General features: G+C 48.6%; 18 protein-coding genes. 8 read left to right on the top strand and 10 right to left on the bottom strand.

The annotated features are described in order from the left end of the window. The 8 genes from QT992_RS19870 to QT992_RS19835 all read right to left on the bottom strand — a co-directional run. Positions 1–4,002: Ig-like domain-containing protein (locus QT992_RS19870; protein ID WP_333377578.1), on the bottom strand; the 4,002-nt coding region annotated here is incomplete at its 3' end. Between the two features lie 478 nt (positions 4,003–4,480). After that, a complete protein-coding gene (locus QT992_RS19865) occupies positions 4,481–6,733 on the bottom strand; it encodes a transglycosylase domain-containing protein (RefSeq protein WP_333319389.1) in 2,253 nt (750 codons plus the stop codon). Between the two features lie 339 nt (positions 6,734–7,072). Then, positions 7,073–7,195 carry a photosystem II reaction center protein J gene (locus QT992_RS19860; protein WP_006635506.1) on the bottom strand — a complete coding sequence of 41 codons (123 nt, stop codon included), beginning with the start codon at positions 7,193–7,195 and terminating at the stop codon, positions 7,073–7,075. Positions 7,196–7,264: 69 nt separating this feature from the next. Beyond that, on the bottom strand, positions 7,265–7,387 hold the full coding sequence (locus QT992_RS19855; protein WP_015176850.1) for a photosystem II reaction center protein L: 123 nt from the start codon (positions 7,385–7,387) through the stop codon (positions 7,265–7,267). Positions 7,388–7,396: 9 nt separating this feature from the next. Further along, positions 7,397–7,534 (bottom strand): cytochrome b559 subunit beta, encoded by a 138-nt coding sequence (gene psbF / locus QT992_RS19850; RefSeq protein ID WP_006635504.1) that lies wholly within the window; start codon positions 7,532–7,534, stop codon positions 7,397–7,399. Positions 7,535–7,554: 20 nt separating this feature from the next. Further along, complete coding sequence (psbE, locus tag QT992_RS19845; RefSeq protein WP_333139432.1) at positions 7,555–7,806, bottom strand: cytochrome b559 subunit alpha; 252 nt, start codon at positions 7,804–7,806, stop codon at positions 7,555–7,557. Positions 7,807–7,862: 56 nt separating this feature from the next. After that, positions 7,863–8,876 carry a photosynthesis system II assembly factor Ycf48 gene (locus tag QT992_RS19840; protein ID WP_333337037.1) on the bottom strand — a complete coding sequence of 338 codons (1,014 nt, stop codon included), beginning with the start codon at positions 8,874–8,876 and terminating at the stop codon, positions 7,863–7,865. Beyond that, positions 8,863–9,198 carry a rubredoxin gene (locus QT992_RS19835; RefSeq protein ID WP_333206831.1) on the bottom strand — a complete coding sequence of 112 codons (336 nt, stop codon included), beginning with the start codon at positions 9,196–9,198 and terminating at the stop codon, positions 8,863–8,865. Before QT992_RS19835 ends, QT992_RS19840 begins: the two co-directional genes overlap by 14 nt. Before the next feature lie 366 nt (positions 9,199–9,564). Between QT992_RS19835 and ndhC the strand changes: the two genes are divergently transcribed. The 8 genes from ndhC (at position 9,565) to QT992_RS19795 (ending at position 14,209) form a co-directional block, all read left to right on the top strand. Beyond that, positions 9,565–9,927, top strand: coding sequence for a photosynthetic/respiratory NAD(P)H-quinone oxidoreductase subunit C (gene ndhC, locus QT992_RS19830; protein WP_006635500.1), 363 nt, complete (start codon positions 9,565–9,567; stop codon positions 9,925–9,927). Beyond that, the gene (gene ndhK, locus QT992_RS19825; RefSeq protein ID WP_333337039.1) at positions 9,918–10,643 is read left to right on the top strand and encodes a photosynthetic/respiratory NAD(P)H-quinone oxidoreductase subunit K; all 726 of its coding nucleotides are present in this window, start codon (positions 9,918–9,920) and stop codon (positions 10,641–10,643) included. The genes ndhC and ndhK overlap by 10 nt, the downstream gene beginning before the upstream one ends. After that, a complete protein-coding gene (locus tag QT992_RS19820; RefSeq protein ID WP_333337041.1) occupies positions 10,636–11,139 on the top strand; it encodes an NAD(P)H-quinone oxidoreductase subunit J in 504 nt (167 codons plus the stop codon). The genes ndhK and QT992_RS19820 overlap by 8 nt, the downstream gene beginning before the upstream one ends. A 164-nt stretch (positions 11,140–11,303) precedes the next feature. Further along, the gene (locus QT992_RS19815; RefSeq protein ID WP_333337043.1) at positions 11,304–12,689 is read left to right on the top strand and encodes a hypothetical protein; all 1,386 of its coding nucleotides are present in this window, start codon (positions 11,304–11,306) and stop codon (positions 12,687–12,689) included. A 23-nt stretch (positions 12,690–12,712) separates the two neighbouring features. Next, a complete protein-coding gene (locus QT992_RS19810) occupies positions 12,713–13,042 on the top strand; it encodes a DUF4926 domain-containing protein (RefSeq protein WP_333319349.1) in 330 nt (109 codons plus the stop codon). A 69-nt stretch (positions 13,043–13,111) separates the two neighbouring features. Beyond that, positions 13,112–13,396 carry a hypothetical protein gene (locus QT992_RS19805; RefSeq protein ID WP_333319347.1) on the top strand — a complete coding sequence of 95 codons (285 nt, stop codon included), beginning with the start codon at positions 13,112–13,114 and terminating at the stop codon, positions 13,394–13,396. Next, positions 13,393–13,845 carry a nuclease gene (locus QT992_RS19800; RefSeq protein ID WP_333319345.1) on the top strand — a complete coding sequence of 151 codons (453 nt, stop codon included), beginning with the start codon at positions 13,393–13,395 and terminating at the stop codon, positions 13,843–13,845. The genes QT992_RS19805 and QT992_RS19800 overlap by 4 nt, the downstream gene beginning before the upstream one ends. A gap of 157 nt (positions 13,846–14,002) precedes the next feature. Next, the gene (locus QT992_RS19795; RefSeq protein ID WP_333337045.1) at positions 14,003–14,209 is read left to right on the top strand and encodes a DUF4926 domain-containing protein; all 207 of its coding nucleotides are present in this window, start codon (positions 14,003–14,005) and stop codon (positions 14,207–14,209) included. A gap of 189 nt (positions 14,210–14,398) precedes the next feature. Here the strand turns inward: QT992_RS19795 and QT992_RS19790 are convergent, their stop codons facing one another. Both QT992_RS19790 and QT992_RS19785 read right to left on the bottom strand, forming a co-directional pair. Continuing rightward, positions 14,399–16,108 (bottom strand): DUF4231 domain-containing protein, encoded by a 1,710-nt coding sequence (locus QT992_RS19790; RefSeq protein ID WP_333337047.1) that lies wholly within the window; start codon positions 16,106–16,108, stop codon positions 14,399–14,401. Positions 16,109–16,568: 460 nt separating this feature from the next. Next, positions 16,569–18,041: a DUF4231 domain-containing protein gene (locus tag QT992_RS19785; protein ID WP_333337049.1), complete on the bottom strand. Its 1,473-nt coding sequence runs from the start codon at positions 18,039–18,041 to the stop codon at positions 16,569–16,571. Between the last annotated feature and the right edge of the window lie 150 nt (positions 18,042–18,191).

Genomic DNA, 18,191 nt, shown 5'->3' with positions numbered 1-18,191 from the left:
GTAGGTGATGAAATCGTCTTTCGGGTTGTCCGGTGTACCGTTGTGGCTGACTTCTGCTTTGCCGTTGTCTGAAGTCTGGACAATGCTGAGGTTCAGCGGATCGCCGTCGGGGTCGCTGTCGTTAGCCAAAACCTCGATATCGATCGCACTGCCAGCATTTACAGTCGCAGTGTCGCCAAGTGCGATCGGTGGCTGGTTTGCGATCGAGAGAGGGGGGAGTGAGGGAGAGGGCGGAAGTGAGGGAGTCGGCTGTGTGGGAAAGGGACTGTGCGGCAGTGAGGGAGTCGGCTGTGTGGGAAAGGGAAAGGGACTGTGCGGCAGTGAGGGAGTCGGCTGTGTGGGAAAGGGACTGTGCGGTAGTGAGGGAGTGGGCTGTGTGGGAAAGGGAAAGGGAGAGGGCGACAGTGAGGGAGTCGGCTGTGTGGGAAAGGGAAAGGGAGAGGGCGACAGTGAGGGAGTGGGAGAGGGTGTCGCAGAGGGTGTCGCAGAGGGTGTCGCATTGAAAGTCAAATTGACATTAGCTGTTGCCGTACCCCCTTGTCCGTCACTGACTTGATAAGTGAAGCTATCTGTGCCATTGAATACGAGCTTGGGATTATAGATAATAAAATCGTCCTGGGGATTGTCCGGCGTGTTGTTTTGATTAACTACTACCGTTCCATTAACTGGATTGGTAACAATACTGAGAGTCAAAGGGTCGCCATCTGGATCGCTATCGTTAGACAGGACTTTAATATCGATCGCGCTGCCAGCATCCGCGAGTAAATTGTCATCTACTGCTATTGGCGATCGGTTAGAGATCGCCAATCCCTTGGAAAATTCAGAAGTATTATTAGCAGGATCGATCGCCGTTGCTGTAATAAATTGACCGATGGGTAGGGAACTGCCATAGGTATAGGTGAAACTATTTTTACCGCTACTGTCCGTAGTAACAATCGTAGAACCGAGGAAGGTTTTGCCTTCGCCAAAGCCTGTCGGATCGAGACTGGAGTTAGCAAAGAATTCCAGCCGAAACGTGCGATCGGGAGTGCTGTTGAGAGTGCCTTCGATCTCAGTGTTCTTGCCATTGGAGTGGGCAAACGTGATGGCGGGAAAGTTTTGCAGGTTGTTAACACCCGTGTCAGTATCGTTGAGATCGTTAGGGGTGACTCCATCATTTTTTAAGTCAATGCCCAAACCGTTGTTGTCGAAAATACTATTGCCTAAAATCCCATTATTCGTACCAGAAATAACAGCCACTCCAGCTAAATTGTTGTAAGCTATCGTATTGCCCGTTCCCGGCTCGCTACCACCGATCGAATTGTTAGCAGCACCATCTTCGATCGAGATACCGCTGCCTAGATTGCCCGCAGCCGTGACTCCATCTGCTTGAATGCCGATGTAATTGCCTTGAATTTGGTTGTTAACAGCATTGCTGCCAGCGATATTGATGCCATTAAGAATATTGCCAGAGATAATGTTGCGCTGACTGGGATTCGGGCCTCCTATTATGTTCGATACCGCATTCAGATAAATGCCACTCAATCTATTACCTAGGGCTGCAATACCCGTCGCATTAGTACCGATAAAGTTGCCGGCTACGGTCGTGAATTTATTATCGCTCGCGTTTAAGTTGCTGTTAATCGCGATTCCGTTCCCTAGATTGGCAGAAATTACATTGCGTTCGGCAGCATCATTAAATCCGTCGCCGTTGGTGCCGATGCGATTTTCGCTTCCGGCGGTGCGATCTATCGAGATACCATCTCCACTGTTACCGCGAGCGAAATTGCCACTTAAATCGGTGCCGATATAGTTGCCATAAATCCAGTTTTTGGCTGCACTCTTCGATAGCTTAATGCCAGGAACTCCGTTTAATGATTGAGATGAAAATCTGTTAATTGCCAGCCCTCGAATAACAGAATTGCTTGCCTGAATGTCAAGTCCTACAGGTGAATTCGATGCCGCACCATTGAGTTCAATTCGCGGTGCGCCCTGGAAACCAAGACCGCCTTGACTCCACCCGTCGATCGTGACGGCATCTGTAATTGTCGGTAAAGCAGACGCCAGATTTATAGTTTGAGGAAGGTTAAATGCGATCGGGATCTGGATCGGTTTTTGGAATGGTAAGCGCGGAATCTGGATGAAATTGGTAATTTGGAATGCGATCGTATCTGCACCCGGACGATTGTTGGCATTCAGCATTGCCTGTCGCAACGAACCAGGCCCGCTGTCATTAGTATTTGTCACCAGATAAGTCACCCCAATATCTGGCAGGATGCTGACAGTAGCAATATTGCTGTTTGCGGTGCCGTCGCTGAGGCGATAGGTGAAGCTGTCGCCGCTGAAGTTCGCACCGGCAGTGTAGGTAATGAAATCATCGTTGGGATTGTTCGGCGTGCCGTTGTTGTTTGCAACTGCCGTCCCCTTGGTGGGATTCGCGACTAGACTGATGGTCAAAGGGTTGCCATCCGGATCGATGTCGTTGGAGAGAACATCAATCTTGACTGGAATGTTAGCAGAAGTTATCGCGCTGTCATTTTCCGCTACAGGAGGCTGGTTGGCGATCGGAGTTTTCACGTTGATGTTACCAAAAACATCGTTTCCATCCGTAGCAGTTCCCCCAGCATTCGCAGCGCTGTTGCCACTGAAAGTTGGTAGCGCCCCAATAGCTGTCACCGTGGGAGTCGCAGCCACCCCTGCCACACTGGCAAGGTTGGGAGTAACGGCAAATATTGCGCCGCCCTTCCCCTGACCATTTGCGCCTGACATGGCGTTAGAAGATGGAATACCGCCCAACCCACCTGTTGCCGTATTGTTGAGAAACTTGCTGTTGACTGAGGTAAGAGAACCGCTGCGAATAAAAATCGCACCCCCCAGTCCGGCGCCGCCCCCTCCTCCACCAAAATTATTATTTAAGTCGCCATTGCCGCCGCCACCGCCGTTACCGCCGAAAGTTCCCCCGCTACCGGGAAAGCCGCCAGAACCAGATAGACTGAAACCGCCCCCGCCACCACCGCCACCAAAGCCGCCACTGCCGCCTCTGCCACCATAGCTAAATAGGCTTACAGAACCGAAACCGCTGCCACCTGCGCCACCCCCACCGCCAAAGCCACCGCTGCCACCTGCGCCGCCACCAACACCCGAACCCCCACCGCCACCGCCGCCAAAGTCCCCACCACTGCCACCAATACCACCAAAATTGCGGGAGGTGAAACCACCGCCACCGCCACCTCCTCCAATGCCACCAATGCCACCATTACCTGTGATCGCGTCGCTACCACCACCGCCGCCACCGCCGCCAATGCCACCGCCAATGCCGCCATCTAGGTTATCGGTACCGCCCGCCAAGCTATGGCTGCCGTTACCTGCTGGGTTGCCACCAAATATGGTGCCTGCGCCCCCACCGCCATGAATCGACTCGCTATTGCCACTAAAGCCGCCACCACCACTGCTGTGGCGGCCAGTAGTCCCGCCGTTGCCACCAAACCCGCCACCACCACCACCATAATCACCTTTACCATCTAAGCCACCAAAGCCAGTGCCACCAAAGCCACCACCGCCACGATTACCAACGCTGCCATTGCCACCAACTGCCTGGTTATTTGAGAAGGTGACGTTATTGACGCTGACGGTACCGCCATTGATGAACAGCGCACCGCCCATACCAGCGCCACCGCCACTACCGTCGCCACCCTTTCCCCGACCATTTGCCAGGGTGAGGTTCTGGAAGTTAACAGTCCCTTGATTGACGAAGAAGAGGCGGACATCACCATTGTCGTTGCTGCCATTTTTGTTAGCATCGCCACTAATCGTCAGGTTGTTGACCCCAGGGCCTTTGATGGTGAGACTATCGTTGATGAGTAGTTGTGCCCAAAGGTCGATCGTCCTGGGTATGGCAAAGAATAGGGGGTCGAAGATAATTGTGTCTGCGCCGACTTGGGCATTAGCCTGTTTGATGGCATATCGCAGAGAACCGGAATCGTTTTCGTTGTCGTTGGCGTTGGTGACGGTGAAAGTAGCCATAATTTTTGCCCTATACTTTTTCCTCGGTTTAAACAATACGGAACTCAACTTCTTTAAGAAATCTGGAGTTTCTTTTCAAGAAGCCTGCTTTTTGAGTTCTTCGTAACCTATTGATCTTTATTCACAATCTGAGCCAAGCGGTCAAATATCCATACGCTTAGCCCCGATAGGCTCTTCACCCTGACTGAATAATCCGCGATCGCCCTGAAATAATTTTTGCCTAGGCTTCAAAACTAGCTCATTTTTTCTGGATCGCACCCTACCGATACGTAAATTTACATAGTCGGAAAAGCTATACTAAATCTCTCAGCCTACCATCCCAAACTCATGTTACTTTTCAACTCCTCCAAGCCATCGTTACCCATAATTTCAATTACCCAAATCCCGGACAACTTCGGCGAAGTCGGGGATATAAAATAAGAGCGTTTTATGAGGTTTATCTACTTAAAATCCAGTAACAGGAATGTTTTCCACAATTTCAACGCGCCACCTGCCGCATATATTCCCCCCACAACTGAGCGGCATTTGCACTACCTCCCGCAGTCGGAGAATTATCATCATTTCCCAACCAAACTCCTGTCACCAGTTGCTGACTCGGAATATAACCGACAAACCACAAATCTCTATTATCATTAGTAGTGCCTGTTTTTCCAGCTTCTCCCAACCCCAAAGCAGCACTGCTACCCGTACCTCCCCGCACCACACCTTGCAGCATATCAGTCATCGTATCCGCTACGGCTTCCGAAACTAACTGCCGATTGGCAATGCCATCTTTTTGATACTCATAAATCACCCGGCAACTGTTAAAATCATTTCGATCTTTGCAATCGCTGCTGTCAATAATTCGCTTGATTACGTGGGGGCGATTGCCCAAACCCCGATTTGCCAACACCCCGAAAGCACCCGTTAATTGCAACACATTAACTTCACTTTCACCTAATACTAAACCCGGGTTAGAACGCAGTTCAGAAGTAATTCCCAAACGTCTGGCCATTCCCACTACATTGTCTAAACCGACATCCTGGGCTACCCTCAATGCAATTGCATTTTCCGACAACGCCAAGCCGCGATACATATCAGCACTGCCGCTGGTTCTTTCGCAGGCGCTGTAACTTTGTCCGCCCCAAGAAAGGGGGGCGCAAGAATAAGTTTTATCGGGTGATATTCCCCGTTCCAGCGCGGCTGCATAGCTGAAAATCTTAAATGTAGAACCGGGCTGTCTCAAAGCTTGGGTAGCCCGATTAAACTGACTTTTCAAGTAATCTACGCCCCCAACTAAAGCTAAGACTTCCCCGGTTGTACTATTGAGAGTTACCACGGCTCCTTGAGAAAAGCCAGCACTTGCTCCGGCATTTTCAACAGCATTTCTGAGGGAAGCTTCAGCCACTTTTTGCAAGCCGGGATTCAAACCTGTTTCTACAATAAAATTGCCTTCTCTGGCTAACTGCTCCCCCAGCAAAAACTCCAATTCGTCAAATACATAACTGTAGAAATAAGGAGCGATCGTACTTTGGAGATATTGGCGAGCTTTGGGATTGATCTCAATTCGCGATCGCCTCGCGCGATCGGCTTCTTCCTGAGAAATCGTCCCCAGTGCCCGCATCCGTTCGATCACTCGATCGCGGTACTGTACCGCCAACTGATAATTTTGAATCGGATTAAAACTGTTTGGCGCCGGCAAAATTCCCGCCAAAGTCGCAGCCTCTGACAAAGTTAAATCCTTCGCAGACTTGGCAAAATAAAACCGAGCCGCATCCTCAAAACCGTAAAGGTCAATTCCCAAAAACACGCGATTCAAATAAGTCAGCAACAGCTCATCTTTGCTGTAATAATTCTCCAGTTTCAACGCAACTACAGCTTCCCGTAACTTGCGCCCTGCCGAATCTTGAGTTCCCACATAATCTCGAAACAAACTCCTCGCTAACTGCTGCGTCACAGTGCTGCCGCCTTCGCGAATTCCTCCCCCGCGAACATTAGTCAAAAGCGCGCGCAAAACTCCGATCGGATCTACCCCCAAATGCCAATTGTAGCGGCTGTCTTCCGAAGCAAGTACCGCCTTGGATAAATAAGGCGAAAAATCCTGCAATCGCTTTAATTCTAAGTGAGCGTTATTCTGAGGAGGACGCAGCGGAGTTTGCCCGTCGCGGGCGTAAACAATCACGGGGCCATTGATACTTCTCGGCAGAGGCCGCACTTTAAACTTTGTGGATTCCATACCTACCAACACCGCAATCAAAGCGGTGATTCCGCTGACGCCGTAAAAGCTGTAACGCACCAGTTCCAAATACCAAGGCGGCGGATATACGAATTGAATTCTAACAGCGGCGGCTAGTTCCGGCGGCCCTAAAGTGAACACGTCTCCGTGACGCAGGGACATACTTTTAACTCGCCTTTTGCCATTGTAAATGCCGTTGGTGGAGTCTTCATCTTTGATCACAAAAGGAGTCCGCCGCCGACTATCCCGCGACAGAGATAAGTGCACGTGACTGACAACGGGATTGCGAACTACTATATCTGAAGATTTGGACGATCGACCTAACAAATATCGATCGCCCAACAGCGGATAAACCTCAGCTTTAGCTGCACCCGCATCCTGCACCCACAGTTCGGGTACTCTGGCATTAGGTTTCAGCGCTAGCTGGTTAAAATTAACCTTAGCAATAGTCTGGACTGCTTGGGTAATCGCACCCAAGACGGTTTGAGGTTTGCGGGGCGGCGGCTGTGGGGTCATATTTCGCTGTGCACTACGATCGAGCGATCGGCTCTTGCACCATTCTACTCGCAACTTTTGGCTAATTTCACGATCTGCCCACACTCGATCGGCGATCGTCGGCTAGTGGCGATCGATTTTGGGGCTATTGGTGAGCCCGCCCCGGAACAGTTTATCGAGCAAATCTCCACCCAACCACCAAAAATCCCCCTCTCACCCGATGATTAAATTCTCATAAACTTGCCTAAAAATTAATACTTTCGATAACATTTATCCCTGATTTAGCAACCAACTTCGCCTAATAATTAAAACCCCCCTTTTTCAAGGGGGGTTAAAAGCCAAAAATCAGCTTGATTCTCCTTACATCGAAGAACCCAAACCGGCATAAGCACCGTAGAAGAAAAGACTCACAATGCTGAGAACACCGAGGCCTGCAACAGTAGCTACCAGCCACAAAGGAATTCTGCCACTTTCACTAAACATAGCCATCACCTCACTAATTTACAGCTCAACAAATTCCATCGAACTATCGAAAGCAAACTCAGACACCAGTTAATTAAAGAAATAACTGGAGAACAAAATACCCAAAACAAAAATCAGCAACAAACCCAAATACAAAGAAGTCCGGTTTAACTCAACAGGCTGCTCGTTGGGATTAGGAACGCGCTCAGGCATTGTAAACTCCTATCGTTGAATAAATTGCATTGCTGCGATCGCGCCCAAAAAGAAAATTGTTGGGACACCTAAAGTATGAACTGCCAACCAGCGCACCGTAAAAATCGGATACGAAATTGGCTCATTATTTGGGGTTCTGCTCGTCATTTTTCCAAATCCTTGTTAAATTACTTGGCGTTAATGAACTGATCTACTTGTTTCTTAGCTTCAAAGCGATCCGAGATAATCGGCACTTCTTCCCGCTGCTGTGTGAAATACTGGTTAGGGCGAGGAGTTCCGAAAGCATCGTAAGCCAAACCCGTTTGCACAAACAGCCATCCAGCAATAAACAAAGCCGGAATGGTGATGCTGTGAATTACCCAATAACGGATACTTGTAATAATGTCCCCAAACGGACGTTCTCCAGTTGTACCAGCCATTTAGAATCCTCCTTTCAACAACAAATTGACAGACAATCTCTATTACTATTCTACTATCAAGCAGCTTGCGCTGAACCTTGATATTTAAGTAGAGTACCGCTCGCACCGATCACAAATCCGCGATCGGGGCCCATAAAGACAATCCTGTAAAAATTAGCGGGAACATCTTCTACTTCGCGGTCTTTTAGCCAAGTTTTCCCGCCGTCCAAACTGCACAGCAAATTGCCGCCGCCGCCGGCTACCCAAACTTCATTATCAGTCCGGTAAGCCATGTCCAGCAAACCCCAACTCGCCTTGCGATCGGGAAAAAACGGTTTTCCCCAACCTTCAGGATTGGACGGGTCACTAAACTGAATCTGACCGCCGCGGGCGAGCATCCACAAACGCCCGTCCTTGGTAAAGCCCATATTTTGCAGGCGGCGAGAACTATTGCGGTTGTGAGGTTCCCAAGCTTCTTGTCCTGGTTTCCACACCGAGTAGAAATTGCCCTTCGAGGAAACCGCAACATACTGCCCGTTTTCAGAACGGTTGATATTGCGAACTACCCCAAAAGAATCCTGCACGACAGCTTTCCAATTTTTGCCGCCGTCCGAAGTCCGGTAAATCGCCCCGACATCGGTCGTCATCTCGGCGGAATTCGGGCCCAAAGCTGCGATCGTACTCGGAGAACCGGGCAACTGAGAGCTCAAAGCAATCCGCGTCCAAGACTGGCCCTCGTCGTTCGTGTGGAGCAAAACAGAAGGCTGGCCGACAATCCAGCCTTCGGAACCCGAAAAACTCACCGACGCAAAACGCGACCTAGGATCGTCGATATCCAGTGCTATAGACTTCCAGCTAGTGCCGCCGTCCATCGTTTCGAGCAGAGTCGCCTCAGAACCAACAACCCAGCCGTGTTGAGGATTGCCCGTAAAGGCAATATCCTGCAAATTAGCTTCCGTCGGCAAGGAAATCACTTGCCAGGGGTTGTAACTCACAGCACCGATGGTGCTGCAACTCGTACAGATGAGGGCCGCGGCCAATAACATTACAATTCGTTGCCAAAATCTCACAATCGTTTTACTGCAAACCATACATACTAAGTAAAAACAAGAAACCAACGACCAAGCCGCCAAAAATCAGCAAACTTTTCTGACCTTCGGTCATGCCGTTGACACCGACACCGTAGCGCTGATTTGCCTTAAATCCAGACACCCCTTCCATCTGACCGAGATTTTGAAACATCGACTTGCGCGCCCCGCAAACGGGACACACCCAAGTCGGGGTCACATCTGTAAAAGCAGTGCCAGGGGCAATTGCATTTTTAGGATCGCCCTTTTTAGGATTGTAGACGTAGCCGCAGGCTCGGCACTCGTGCCGATCGAGGGTATTAGTCTCCGTGGCTCGATCGCTCATAAATCCAAAAGAGTAGGTCAGCTAATCGTGAAGTACCTCAACTAAACTTCGTTCGAGTTGGGGCTTCCAACTAAAACTCATCTGAGGACGGTCTTATTCGTCTTCGAGGTTTCCCGTCTCAACCGCCGATGCCACGTTAGGGACACCACAAGGGTGTTCGACACAAAGCGTCGATGATGGTCTTACTTAGCGTCCACAGGCAGCCGCCCGTCTTCCACAGGCAGTTACAATATTAAAATATACATTAAAAATTATTGCAGAAGATGGAGGATTAATCTCAACCAACTCGTAATTTCAGTTACCCAAAATCTATATAATGTAAAGATCGAGTTACAAACCCTTTCACCTAGGCAGTAATTATTCACCGTGTTTGCACTCAGCGGCTACGAGTATTTCTTAGGCTTCCTGTTAATTTCCAGCCTAGTCCCTATCCTCGCCCTCACGGCGTCTAAGGTACTGCGGCCCAAAAGTCGTCCCTACGACCGACGCACTACCTACGAATCTGGCGTCGAGCCGATCGGCGGAGCCTGGATTCAGTTCAACATCCGATATTATATGTTCGCCTTAGTCTTCGTCATCTTCGACGTAGAGACGGTCTTCCTCTATCCTTGGGCGGTTGCTTTCAACCAGCTAGGACTGTTGGCTTTCATCGAAGCCTTGTTTTTTATCACGATCCTCGTTATTGCTCTTGTCTATGCATGGCGCAAAGGAGCCTTGGAATGGTCTTAAGTTCTGACAAATCACAAAAACCTCTAATTGTCAACCCCGCTATTCGCCCTGAAGTCACATCCGAATTGTCAGAGAACGTCATCCTAACTACGGTTGATGACCTCTACAATTGGGCGAGACTTTCGAGCTTGTGGCCGCTGCTTTACGGTACCGCCTGCTGCTTCATCGAATTTGCAGCTTTGATCGGTTCGCGCTTTGACTTCGACAGATTCGGCTTAGTACCGCGATCGAGCCCCCGACAAGCCGACTTGCTCATCACCGCCGGCACAATTACCATGAAGTACGCCCCCATCTTGGTGCGGCTGTACGAACAAATGCCGGAACCCAAATACGTCATCGCAATGGGCGCCTGCACCATCACCGGCGGAATGTTCAGCGTAGACTCCCCCACAGCAGTCAGAGGCGTTGACAAACTGATTCCTGTAGATGTGTACATCCCCGGCTGTCCCCCCCGCCCAGAAGCGATTATTGACGCAATTATCAAACTGCGGAAAAAAATCGCCAACGATTCCATGCAAGAACGGGCCAATTTGCTGCCAACCCACCGCTACTACACCAGACCCCACAAAATGAAAGTAGTAGACGACATTTTGGACGGCAAATATTTGTCAGTTCCCGGCCGGATGGCGCCACCGAAGGAATTGACGGAAGCAATGGGAATGCCAGTACCGCCAGCCCTGCTTGCAGGACAAAAACAGGAGGTAAACCGTGGCTGAGCAAGAATCTGCAATTGTTGAAGCCGGGAAGGTTTCCCAGTGGTTGACTCAGAATGGGTTTGAACACGAAGCTTTAGCGACCGATAATTTGGGCGTGGAGATATTAAAGGTCGATCGAGACTTCTTAATTCCGATGTCAACAGCACTGTATGCCTACGGGTTTAATTATATGCAGTGCCAGTGCGCCTACGACCAAGGGCCGGGAGAAGATTTAGTCAGCGTCTACCACTTGGCTAAGCTGACAGATAATGCTTCCCATCCCGAAGAAGTCCGCGTCAAAGTATTCATTCCCCGCGAAGATCCCAGAGTGCCATCAGTCTACTGGATTTGGAAAGCAGCCGACTTTCAAGAGCGGGAATCCTACGATATGTACGGCATTGTCTACGAAGGACATCCGAATCTGAAACGGATTTTGATGAACGAAGATTGGGTAGGCTGGCCGCTGCGGAAAGATTACATTTCCCCTGATTTCTACGAACTGCAAGACGCTTATTAAGGGAGTTTTGCGAGGGCGGGTTTGAGCATAAAATTGGACTTTTCGGGTTAAGTTTTATGCTAAACTCGCCCTCTGTTTTTTGGCTAATTTTGATTTTTTAGCTGGTTCCTAGGCTCTGCCTGGGAACCGATGTCCAAAAACGCTATTTTCAAAAAAGTATTAGTATGGTTTACGAAACTGCTGGTTTAATAGCTTTACTAAGTATCGTAATAGTTTACCTGCAACTTCGCAGGGGTAAGAAAAAACCAGAGGATAACAGGCCCGAAGCACAGACAGTTGAGCTTAGGCAAATAAACCAGCACTTACAACAAGCAAATAACCTATTTACCGCCTTTATAGTTCAAATCCTGGCAAGATTTAAGCAAAAAGAGGCAGAACTCAAGGCAGCTACTACTGAGAACAATTCTTTGAAGCAGACGGTTCAAAGCCTACAACAACAGTTAGCAAGCGTTGAGAGCGAAAGAGATGAAGTAAGGAAAATTTCAACAAATCTTCGTATTGAAAATATTTACTTTGAACAAAAAATTGAAGAACTAGAAGCTCATAAAAAAGTTCTTATTCAAGAATTGGGTGGTTCTCTCAGCAGTCAAGATATAGAGTTTATAACGTGGGAATTTTTAATCGAGAAAGTTAAAGAGGTTACTAGGCAGCTTAATGAAGTCATAGCCCAAAATCAATCACTCATTCAAACAAATAGGGATTTACAGCAAGAAAGAGACGTTCTGAGGAGAGAGTTAAATCAAGTTAAAGATAATAATACTAGATTGACACAAGATAATCTACAACTCCGAGCTAGCAAAAACTCTTTAGAGTCAGAAATAAGCCGAGCACAAGACCGAATTCAACCTTTAGAGATAGATAATAACCAGCTAGAGCAAGAAAAAACACAATTAGAAAGAGAGCTTTATGAGTTAAATTCATTAAACTCCAATTCATTAAACTCCAATTCACGTCAATTAGAAACAAAAGTTAAGCAACTAGAAGAGAATGCCAGAGAGCTAGAAAAAGCCAAAATAAGTTTAGAGCTACAGCTTAAGGAGGAGAAAAATAGAGTTCCACTTCTTCAGCAAGAAATTGAGAGTTTGAAAAATAAAAATCCGGCTCAGGAAATTAATCGGCTGCTTGCAAAAAGAGCTCAACAAGAGGAGATCATAAAAGAGCTAAGAGAAGAAATTGAGAGTTTGATAATTATAAATCCGGATAATGAGGGAATAAGATTCTTAGAAGATTATAATGATTTAAGTTTATTAGAAAATTATAATGATTTAGTTTATTTCGTTCAAACATCTTTAGGAACTTCAGGTATAGAGGAATTAGATGATTGGGGGAAAACAGAAGAGTTTTACATAGAAATTATCAGTAGACTTTGTTTTATCGATACGATCCTCATAACTAAAATAAAATCCTTGGAATATAAATTCCATCCCGTTTATAAGGAATATATTGCTGCGAGTTTAGATATTAGCTTTAGCTATCCCGGTGATTTTTTGTTTTGGAGTAATGGCGAAATGTGGTGGGAACTAAGTTATTTCTTCAATAATAAGTTGTAATTAATAGTTTATAAATCTAACCCATGAGTTCCAACGAGCGCAAAAAAAAACTAGAATACGGGAATTTTCCGACACTGTATTATAAGTGCGTGGAGGTAATAAAAGTGGCAAAAAATACAATTAAATTACTAGATGTCGTTGCCTTGACAGTTGATGTTCCTGAATACAATCTGTGGCGCGGACAAGTAGGGACTGTGGTGGAAATGTTGGCTGATGGCGCAGCGTTCGAGGTTGAATTTAGCGATCGCAACGGACGCACTTATGAATCTGTCGGGCTGCATCCAGAGCAAATCATGGTGTTGTACTTTGAGCCAGCATCACCCGATCGCAAACTCGAAATGGTTACAGCTTAGCTTTTTCGATCGATCGCCAGCTTAGCCTAGTAGGTTGTAAAATATAAGTGTAAAGCTATAAAAACACCTATGACACTCACTCTCACTCTGACACCAGAAATAGAGCAATACTTAACACAAAAAGCTCAACAGCAAGGGCTTTCGACAGAAGCATACACTCTGCAACTGCTGATAGAACATATTATGCTAAAACAAAAGCAGGCAAAATCGGTTAATCTGCTTCAGTCTTGGATGGATGAAGAAGATGCCGAAGAGCAACAAGAAACAGGTGAGTATCTGATTCAGGCTCTTGATGAAGATCGTTTATCCGATCGCCAGCTATTTCCTATCGAATTAAAAGGTGTAACTTGGTGAGCAGAGTCGTTTTGTTAGATGCAGGCCCAATTGGTTTAGTTACGAATCCAAAACTATCTCCTGAAAGCACCCTTTGTACTCGCTGGTTGCAAACACTTATTACATCCAGTATTCGAGTGATTATTCCCGAAATAGCCGATTATGAAGTCCGTCGAGAATTGCTGCGGGCCAACAAAATAAAGGGTATTGCTCGATTAGATGAATTAGCCAACTCGGTTGAGTATTTACCCATTACAACTGCTGCTATGCGACAGGCTGCAATGTTTTGGGCGCAAGCTCGTCAGCAAGGACAACCGACAGCAGGTGATAAGACGATTGACAGCGATATGATTTTGGCAGCACAGGCGACGACTCTTGATGTTGTGGATGTTGTAATCGCGACAACAAATGTTGGCCATCTTTCTAGGTTTGCGACCGCCGATTTATGGCAAAATATCAATCGAGATTGAGATTCTGGTGCTGATTGGAGAGATAGCTAAGGCAATAAAGGCGCGATCGCAGTTTATAAATATAACCGATGAGTTCTAGCGATCGCAAAACAAGACTAGAATACGGGAATTTTCCGACACCGTATTATAAGATTATAAGTGCCTGGAGGTAATAAGAGTGGCAAAGAATACAATTAAATTACTAGATGTCGTTGCCTTAACCGTTGACATTCCTGAATACAATCTGTGGCGCGGACAAGTAGGGACTGTGGTTGAACTGTTGGCTGATGGTGCAGCGTTTGAGGTGGAATTTAGCGATCGCAACGGACGCACTTATGAATCTGTCGGGTTGCATTCGAGAGTAAATCATGGTGTTGTATTTTGAGCCAGCATCACCTGATATCAAACCCGAAATGGTTACAGCATAAGCGGCACAACTACTTGCGGACTTTATAACAAATTGGAGTTAGAGAAAAAAACTAATATCAACCAGGAAGCAATCGGCTAGTTTTCTGGCTTCATCTATTTCGATCGCACTTTCAGCGACAATAATTTTATCAACCTCTGTTTCCGTTTAAGCAGGTGCAGTTTGAGCGGGTGCGTTTTGGGCGGATGTACCCGGTGGGTTATTGCCGTAAAACAGCCGTCCCCAGCCGGTTTTCGGACCATCTGCCGTCCAGCGACAGGTCAATTCCTGGCGAGAATAGGTCAATCCGCCGCCATCTTCAGAAACGTAGCCGTCCAACAAGTTGCCGAACGGATCGTTGATAATGTAATCGCCGTCTGCGTTGCGACCGATCGCCACAATCATATGCCCGCCTGTAGGCGCCGACGGCGGCCCGTGATGCAGAATAGCAAGGACAGCAGGCAGTCCACTGGCTAGCGATTTATCCAGATCGTCAAAATCGAGATTAGTATTCCAGGTCGATTGAATTCTCAGTTCTGCCAGCGCCTGAGTTTGGGCGGTATGGTCGATCGTCTCGCCATACTTAATCACGTACTGGAAGTAGTCGTCATCCCCGGAAATGTTTGCACCCAGGAACTTAGCCACCATCGCACAACTGGAGGTATTGCCAGTTCGCTCGGCTTGCTCCATATTGTCTCGTTGGGAGAAAAAGGGAACGGGGAGTTTAATTGCGCCGTTGCTTGCCGCCGGGGCAGAGGGAGCCGGGGAGGGGGGAGCCAGGGGAGCAGTGGGCGCGGGGGGAGGAGCGCTCATCATCGGACTTGGGGCGGAGGCCGTTGCACCCATCATCGGTGCTGGAGCAGCAAAGGTCGCCATCATCGGGCTGGGAGCGGCTGCCGTTGCTGCCATCATCGGTGCTGGCGCAGCAGGGGTCGCCATGAGATTGGCGGCACTAGACCCGATATTGCCGACGATCGCGACATCGGGTGCGCTGACAAACCAGACGTGGCGGTTTTCAGGGCCGAGTCCGCGATCGATCGCCACTTGCAGGTGATTGTTGTCAGCTTGAGCATAGGACATCAAGCCAAAGCTGTTGCCGCCACAGACCCAAATCTTAAAATTATCGGGCAACAATGATGAATGTTGGGGACTGGGACTGAGCTTGAATTCGGTATTCTGGCGAACTTGCAGAATGCCCGCAGCCCCTGGGACAGGAAAGGCGGGGGCCGGAGTCCCCCAAAGCTGTTGCTGTTGGGGGGGGCCGACGGGTTCGGGTCGATCGAACAGGGTTTTATCGGTGGCGACAGTGTTGGCTGTATTAATAATTTGCTGGATTTGCTCGTTTTCTTTGGCTTGCGGCTGCAACGTCGCGATGTAGTTTTGTACGTCGTTCTTGATGATACTTTCGACCCGGCCCGCAAAGTTCGCATAGCCGTCGATATGGTCGCCCAGGTTGTCGTAGGGACCACTCAATTGCACGTACTGCCAGCCTTCAGCCTTGAGGTCTTCGGCCATTTTGCGATAATCTCGCCAGCGATCGCCATAGCGATGAAACTCATCTAGCGCCGCAGTGACGGCAATCACCTGACTTAAGAAAAAGGGGACGTAACGAAACCAATCGCGAAAGTATTTATTCTCGTTAGACAGTTGCATATTAATCCCCACCAGAGCAGGCAGCAGCACCCCGCTAATAATCGTCGTCAGACGCAATCGGTAGTGCATCCGGCGGCACTGATCCGCTTTTTTATCCGCCCACACTACCTGATCGATCCAGCGCTGTTTGAGCGACTGTTTGTAGAGGTTGGGGAGTTTCAACTGTTCGACTAAGCTTCCCAACTCTTCGCGCAGGTATTGTTCGTAGGTATTTTTCTTAGCCATCGGGATGTCCTGTTAGAGGGTTGATTAACAGTAAGACTTTTTCTGACATTTGCTAACAATCACTTACATTTGCCTTCTTGTCTTCATGTCATATAGAATGAATTTAGCCACTCAGATGTAGGTGAAAAACCTTGGTAGTACGCAACCGCTATATAAATAAGTTGCCTCTACATTATCAAAGCAAATAATCAGATTGGCTAAGAGCTGTAAGCGATAACCAAGCTGAAGGCAAGAATATAAGTGCTTGTAGAAATTTCTACGGGCATCGGTTGATACGCCTTGGTTGAGATATGATCTCAACTTATGTATTTGTTAGCAAATGTTAGCAAAAAAGTATCGGTACATCTGAGGTTGATTAACAGCATTCAGTCCCGGATTTCGGATACTCAATCGAGTCAGCATGATTAACTCTCAACCTAGGGGCGCACGGCCGTGCGCCCCTAGTTTCAACTTTCAACTTTTAAGTTTTCAGGCGGTAAATGGTACTCTGTCCACCGTAGGAGCCGTCAAAATCCGTATCGCTTTCCCACCCAAAGCAAGCTTTAGAGGATGAGTTGGAGAGGACTCGACTGCAACCATCGGTCAGTCCAATCCCAATGTGTGCTTCTCCATCCGCAACCACCAAATCGCCCGCTTTCGCCGATTCTCTCGACACCAGTTGTGCTCGCCCTTGTTTGAGCGCGTCCAGGACTGCGGGAACGTCATTGGGATTGTCGCCAAGTGGGCTGAGGCCTGCATCCTGCATGACTTTGTTGACCGTCCAGGCGGAGGCGTTGTTGTCGCCATCCGGGCCGTCGGCCGTAGACATTCCCTGCAGTTTGAGGGTGGAGGCGAGGATGCGAGCATTCAGGTCGGCGATCGCGGTTTGCTGCACCGCAGCGCTGGCAGAGGGGGCTGCTGCAAACGCGGCAGCCGGCTGGGCAAAAGCCATTTGCGTCGGTGCCGGTGGAGGCGCAAACGCGACCTCCGGCTGGGCCACAGTCGGCTGAGGCATTGGCGCACTCGGTGCGGGTGGGGGTGCAAAGGCGGCGGGATGTTGGGCGAACGCGGTTTGCGGCATCGCGGTATTCTGAGGGGGGACTGGTGCGATCGAGGGTTGCCCTGGAGCGTTGAAAGCCGCAGGTTGCGCTGGGATTCCCATTGCTCCAAAGCCATTGTGAGGCGGGTTGGCAGCCCCGTAAGGCGGCTGTTGAGGCCCAGGAGTGGGCTTTGCAAACAAGGTTTTATCGGTGGAAACATTCTCGACGGTTTTCAGGATTTGCTTGATTTGCTCTTGCTCCTTAGCCTGTTTTTGCTGCAACGCCGTGATATAGTTTTGTACGTCATTCTTAATCAAGCTTTCGACCCGACCTGCAAACAGGGTATAGACATCTTGGTGGGTTGTAGATTCGTTGTTCTGGGTCCGGGGTTTGAGGGCTTTCGAGTCTTCGACGCTGACTTCGGACATCCCACTGCCCGACAGGGGAGGCGGACTATCGTCTTCTTCGTGGGTTTTGTAGCGATAGGGGCCGCTCAATTGCAGGTATTGCCAGCCTTCTGATTTGAGGTCTTCGGCTAGTTGTCGGTAGTCGCGCCAGCGATCGCCAAAGCGCAAAAATTCTTCCGTTGCCGCACTGACTGCGATAATTTGGCTCAAGACAAACGGGACGTAAGAAAACCAAATGCGAAAGTATCCCTTATCTTTGTCCTGTGGAGTGCCCAGTTGAAAGTTAATTGCAACTAGGGCCGGCAACAGTACACCACCGACGATCGTCGTCAGGCGCAAGCGATAGTGCCAGCGACGGCATTGTTCGGCTTTCTTATCCGCCCAAACCAATTGATCGAGCCAGCGACTTTTGAGCGACTGTTTGCAAAGATCGGTTAGCTCCAGTTGCTCGACCATATCGGTCATTTCTTGGCGCAGGTAGTCGTAATACGAGGTCTTTTTCGCCATGTGGGCTTCTGTTTGGATGCGCTATATTGTTTAGATCCGCATCGTGGCTGCGAAATCGGAGTTGTTCACCCCCTTTAGGATCGCGAATTAAATAACTTACAATTTTAATTGTTATTGTGGGATGGGCGTCCCGCCCGTCCAAAAAGGACG

This window comes from Microcoleus sp. T3_D1 (genome assembly GCF_036700405.1).
Classification (GTDB): Bacteria; Cyanobacteriota; Cyanobacteriia; order Cyanobacteriales; family Microcoleaceae; genus Microcoleus.
The sequence above is the reverse complement of the archived record's forward strand: the minus strand, read 5'-3'. Positions and strand labels throughout refer to the sequence as shown.

Bases quoted from the DNA above. Each gene is read 5' to 3' on its own strand.
- psbE (WP_333139432.1), bottom strand. From the start codon at position 7,806: ATGGCTGGTACAACTGGAGAACGTCCGTTTGGGGACATTATTACAAGT.
- ndhK (WP_333337039.1), top strand. From the start codon at position 9,918: ATGGTCTTAAGTTCTGACAAATCACAAAAACCTCTAATTGTCAACCCC.
- QT992_RS19855 (WP_015176850.1), bottom strand. From the start codon at position 7,387: ATGCCTGAGCGCGTTCCTAATCCCAACGAGCAGCCTGTTGAGTTAAAC.
- QT992_RS19810 (WP_333319349.1), top strand. From the start codon at position 12,713: ATGAGTTCCAACGAGCGCAAAAAAAAACTAGAATACGGGAATTTTCCG.
- QT992_RS19840 (WP_333337037.1), bottom strand. From the start codon at position 8,876: ATGGTTTGCAGTAAAACGATTGTGAGATTTTGGCAACGAATTGTAATG.
- QT992_RS19805 (WP_333319347.1), top strand. From the start codon at position 13,112: ATGACACTCACTCTCACTCTGACACCAGAAATAGAGCAATACTTAACA.
- QT992_RS19835 (WP_333206831.1), bottom strand. From the start codon at position 9,198: ATGAGCGATCGAGCCACGGAGACTAATACCCTCGATCGGCACGAGTGC.
- QT992_RS19815 (WP_333337043.1), top strand. From the start codon at position 11,304: ATGGTTTACGAAACTGCTGGTTTAATAGCTTTACTAAGTATCGTAATA.
- QT992_RS19790 (WP_333337047.1), bottom strand. From the start codon at position 16,108: ATGGCTAAGAAAAATACCTACGAACAATACCTGCGCGAAGAGTTGGGA.
- QT992_RS19865 (WP_333319389.1), bottom strand. From the start codon at position 6,733: ATGACCCCACAGCCGCCGCCCCGCAAACCTCAAACCGTCTTGGGTGCG.
- QT992_RS19785 (WP_333337049.1), bottom strand. From the start codon at position 18,041: ATGGCGAAAAAGACCTCGTATTACGACTACCTGCGCCAAGAAATGACC.
- QT992_RS19860 (WP_006635506.1), bottom strand. From the start codon at position 7,195: ATGTTTAGTGAAAGTGGCAGAATTCCTTTGTGGCTGGTAGCTACTGTT.
- psbF (WP_006635504.1), bottom strand. From the start codon at position 7,534: ATGACGAGCAGAACCCCAAATAATGAGCCAATTTCGTATCCGATTTTT.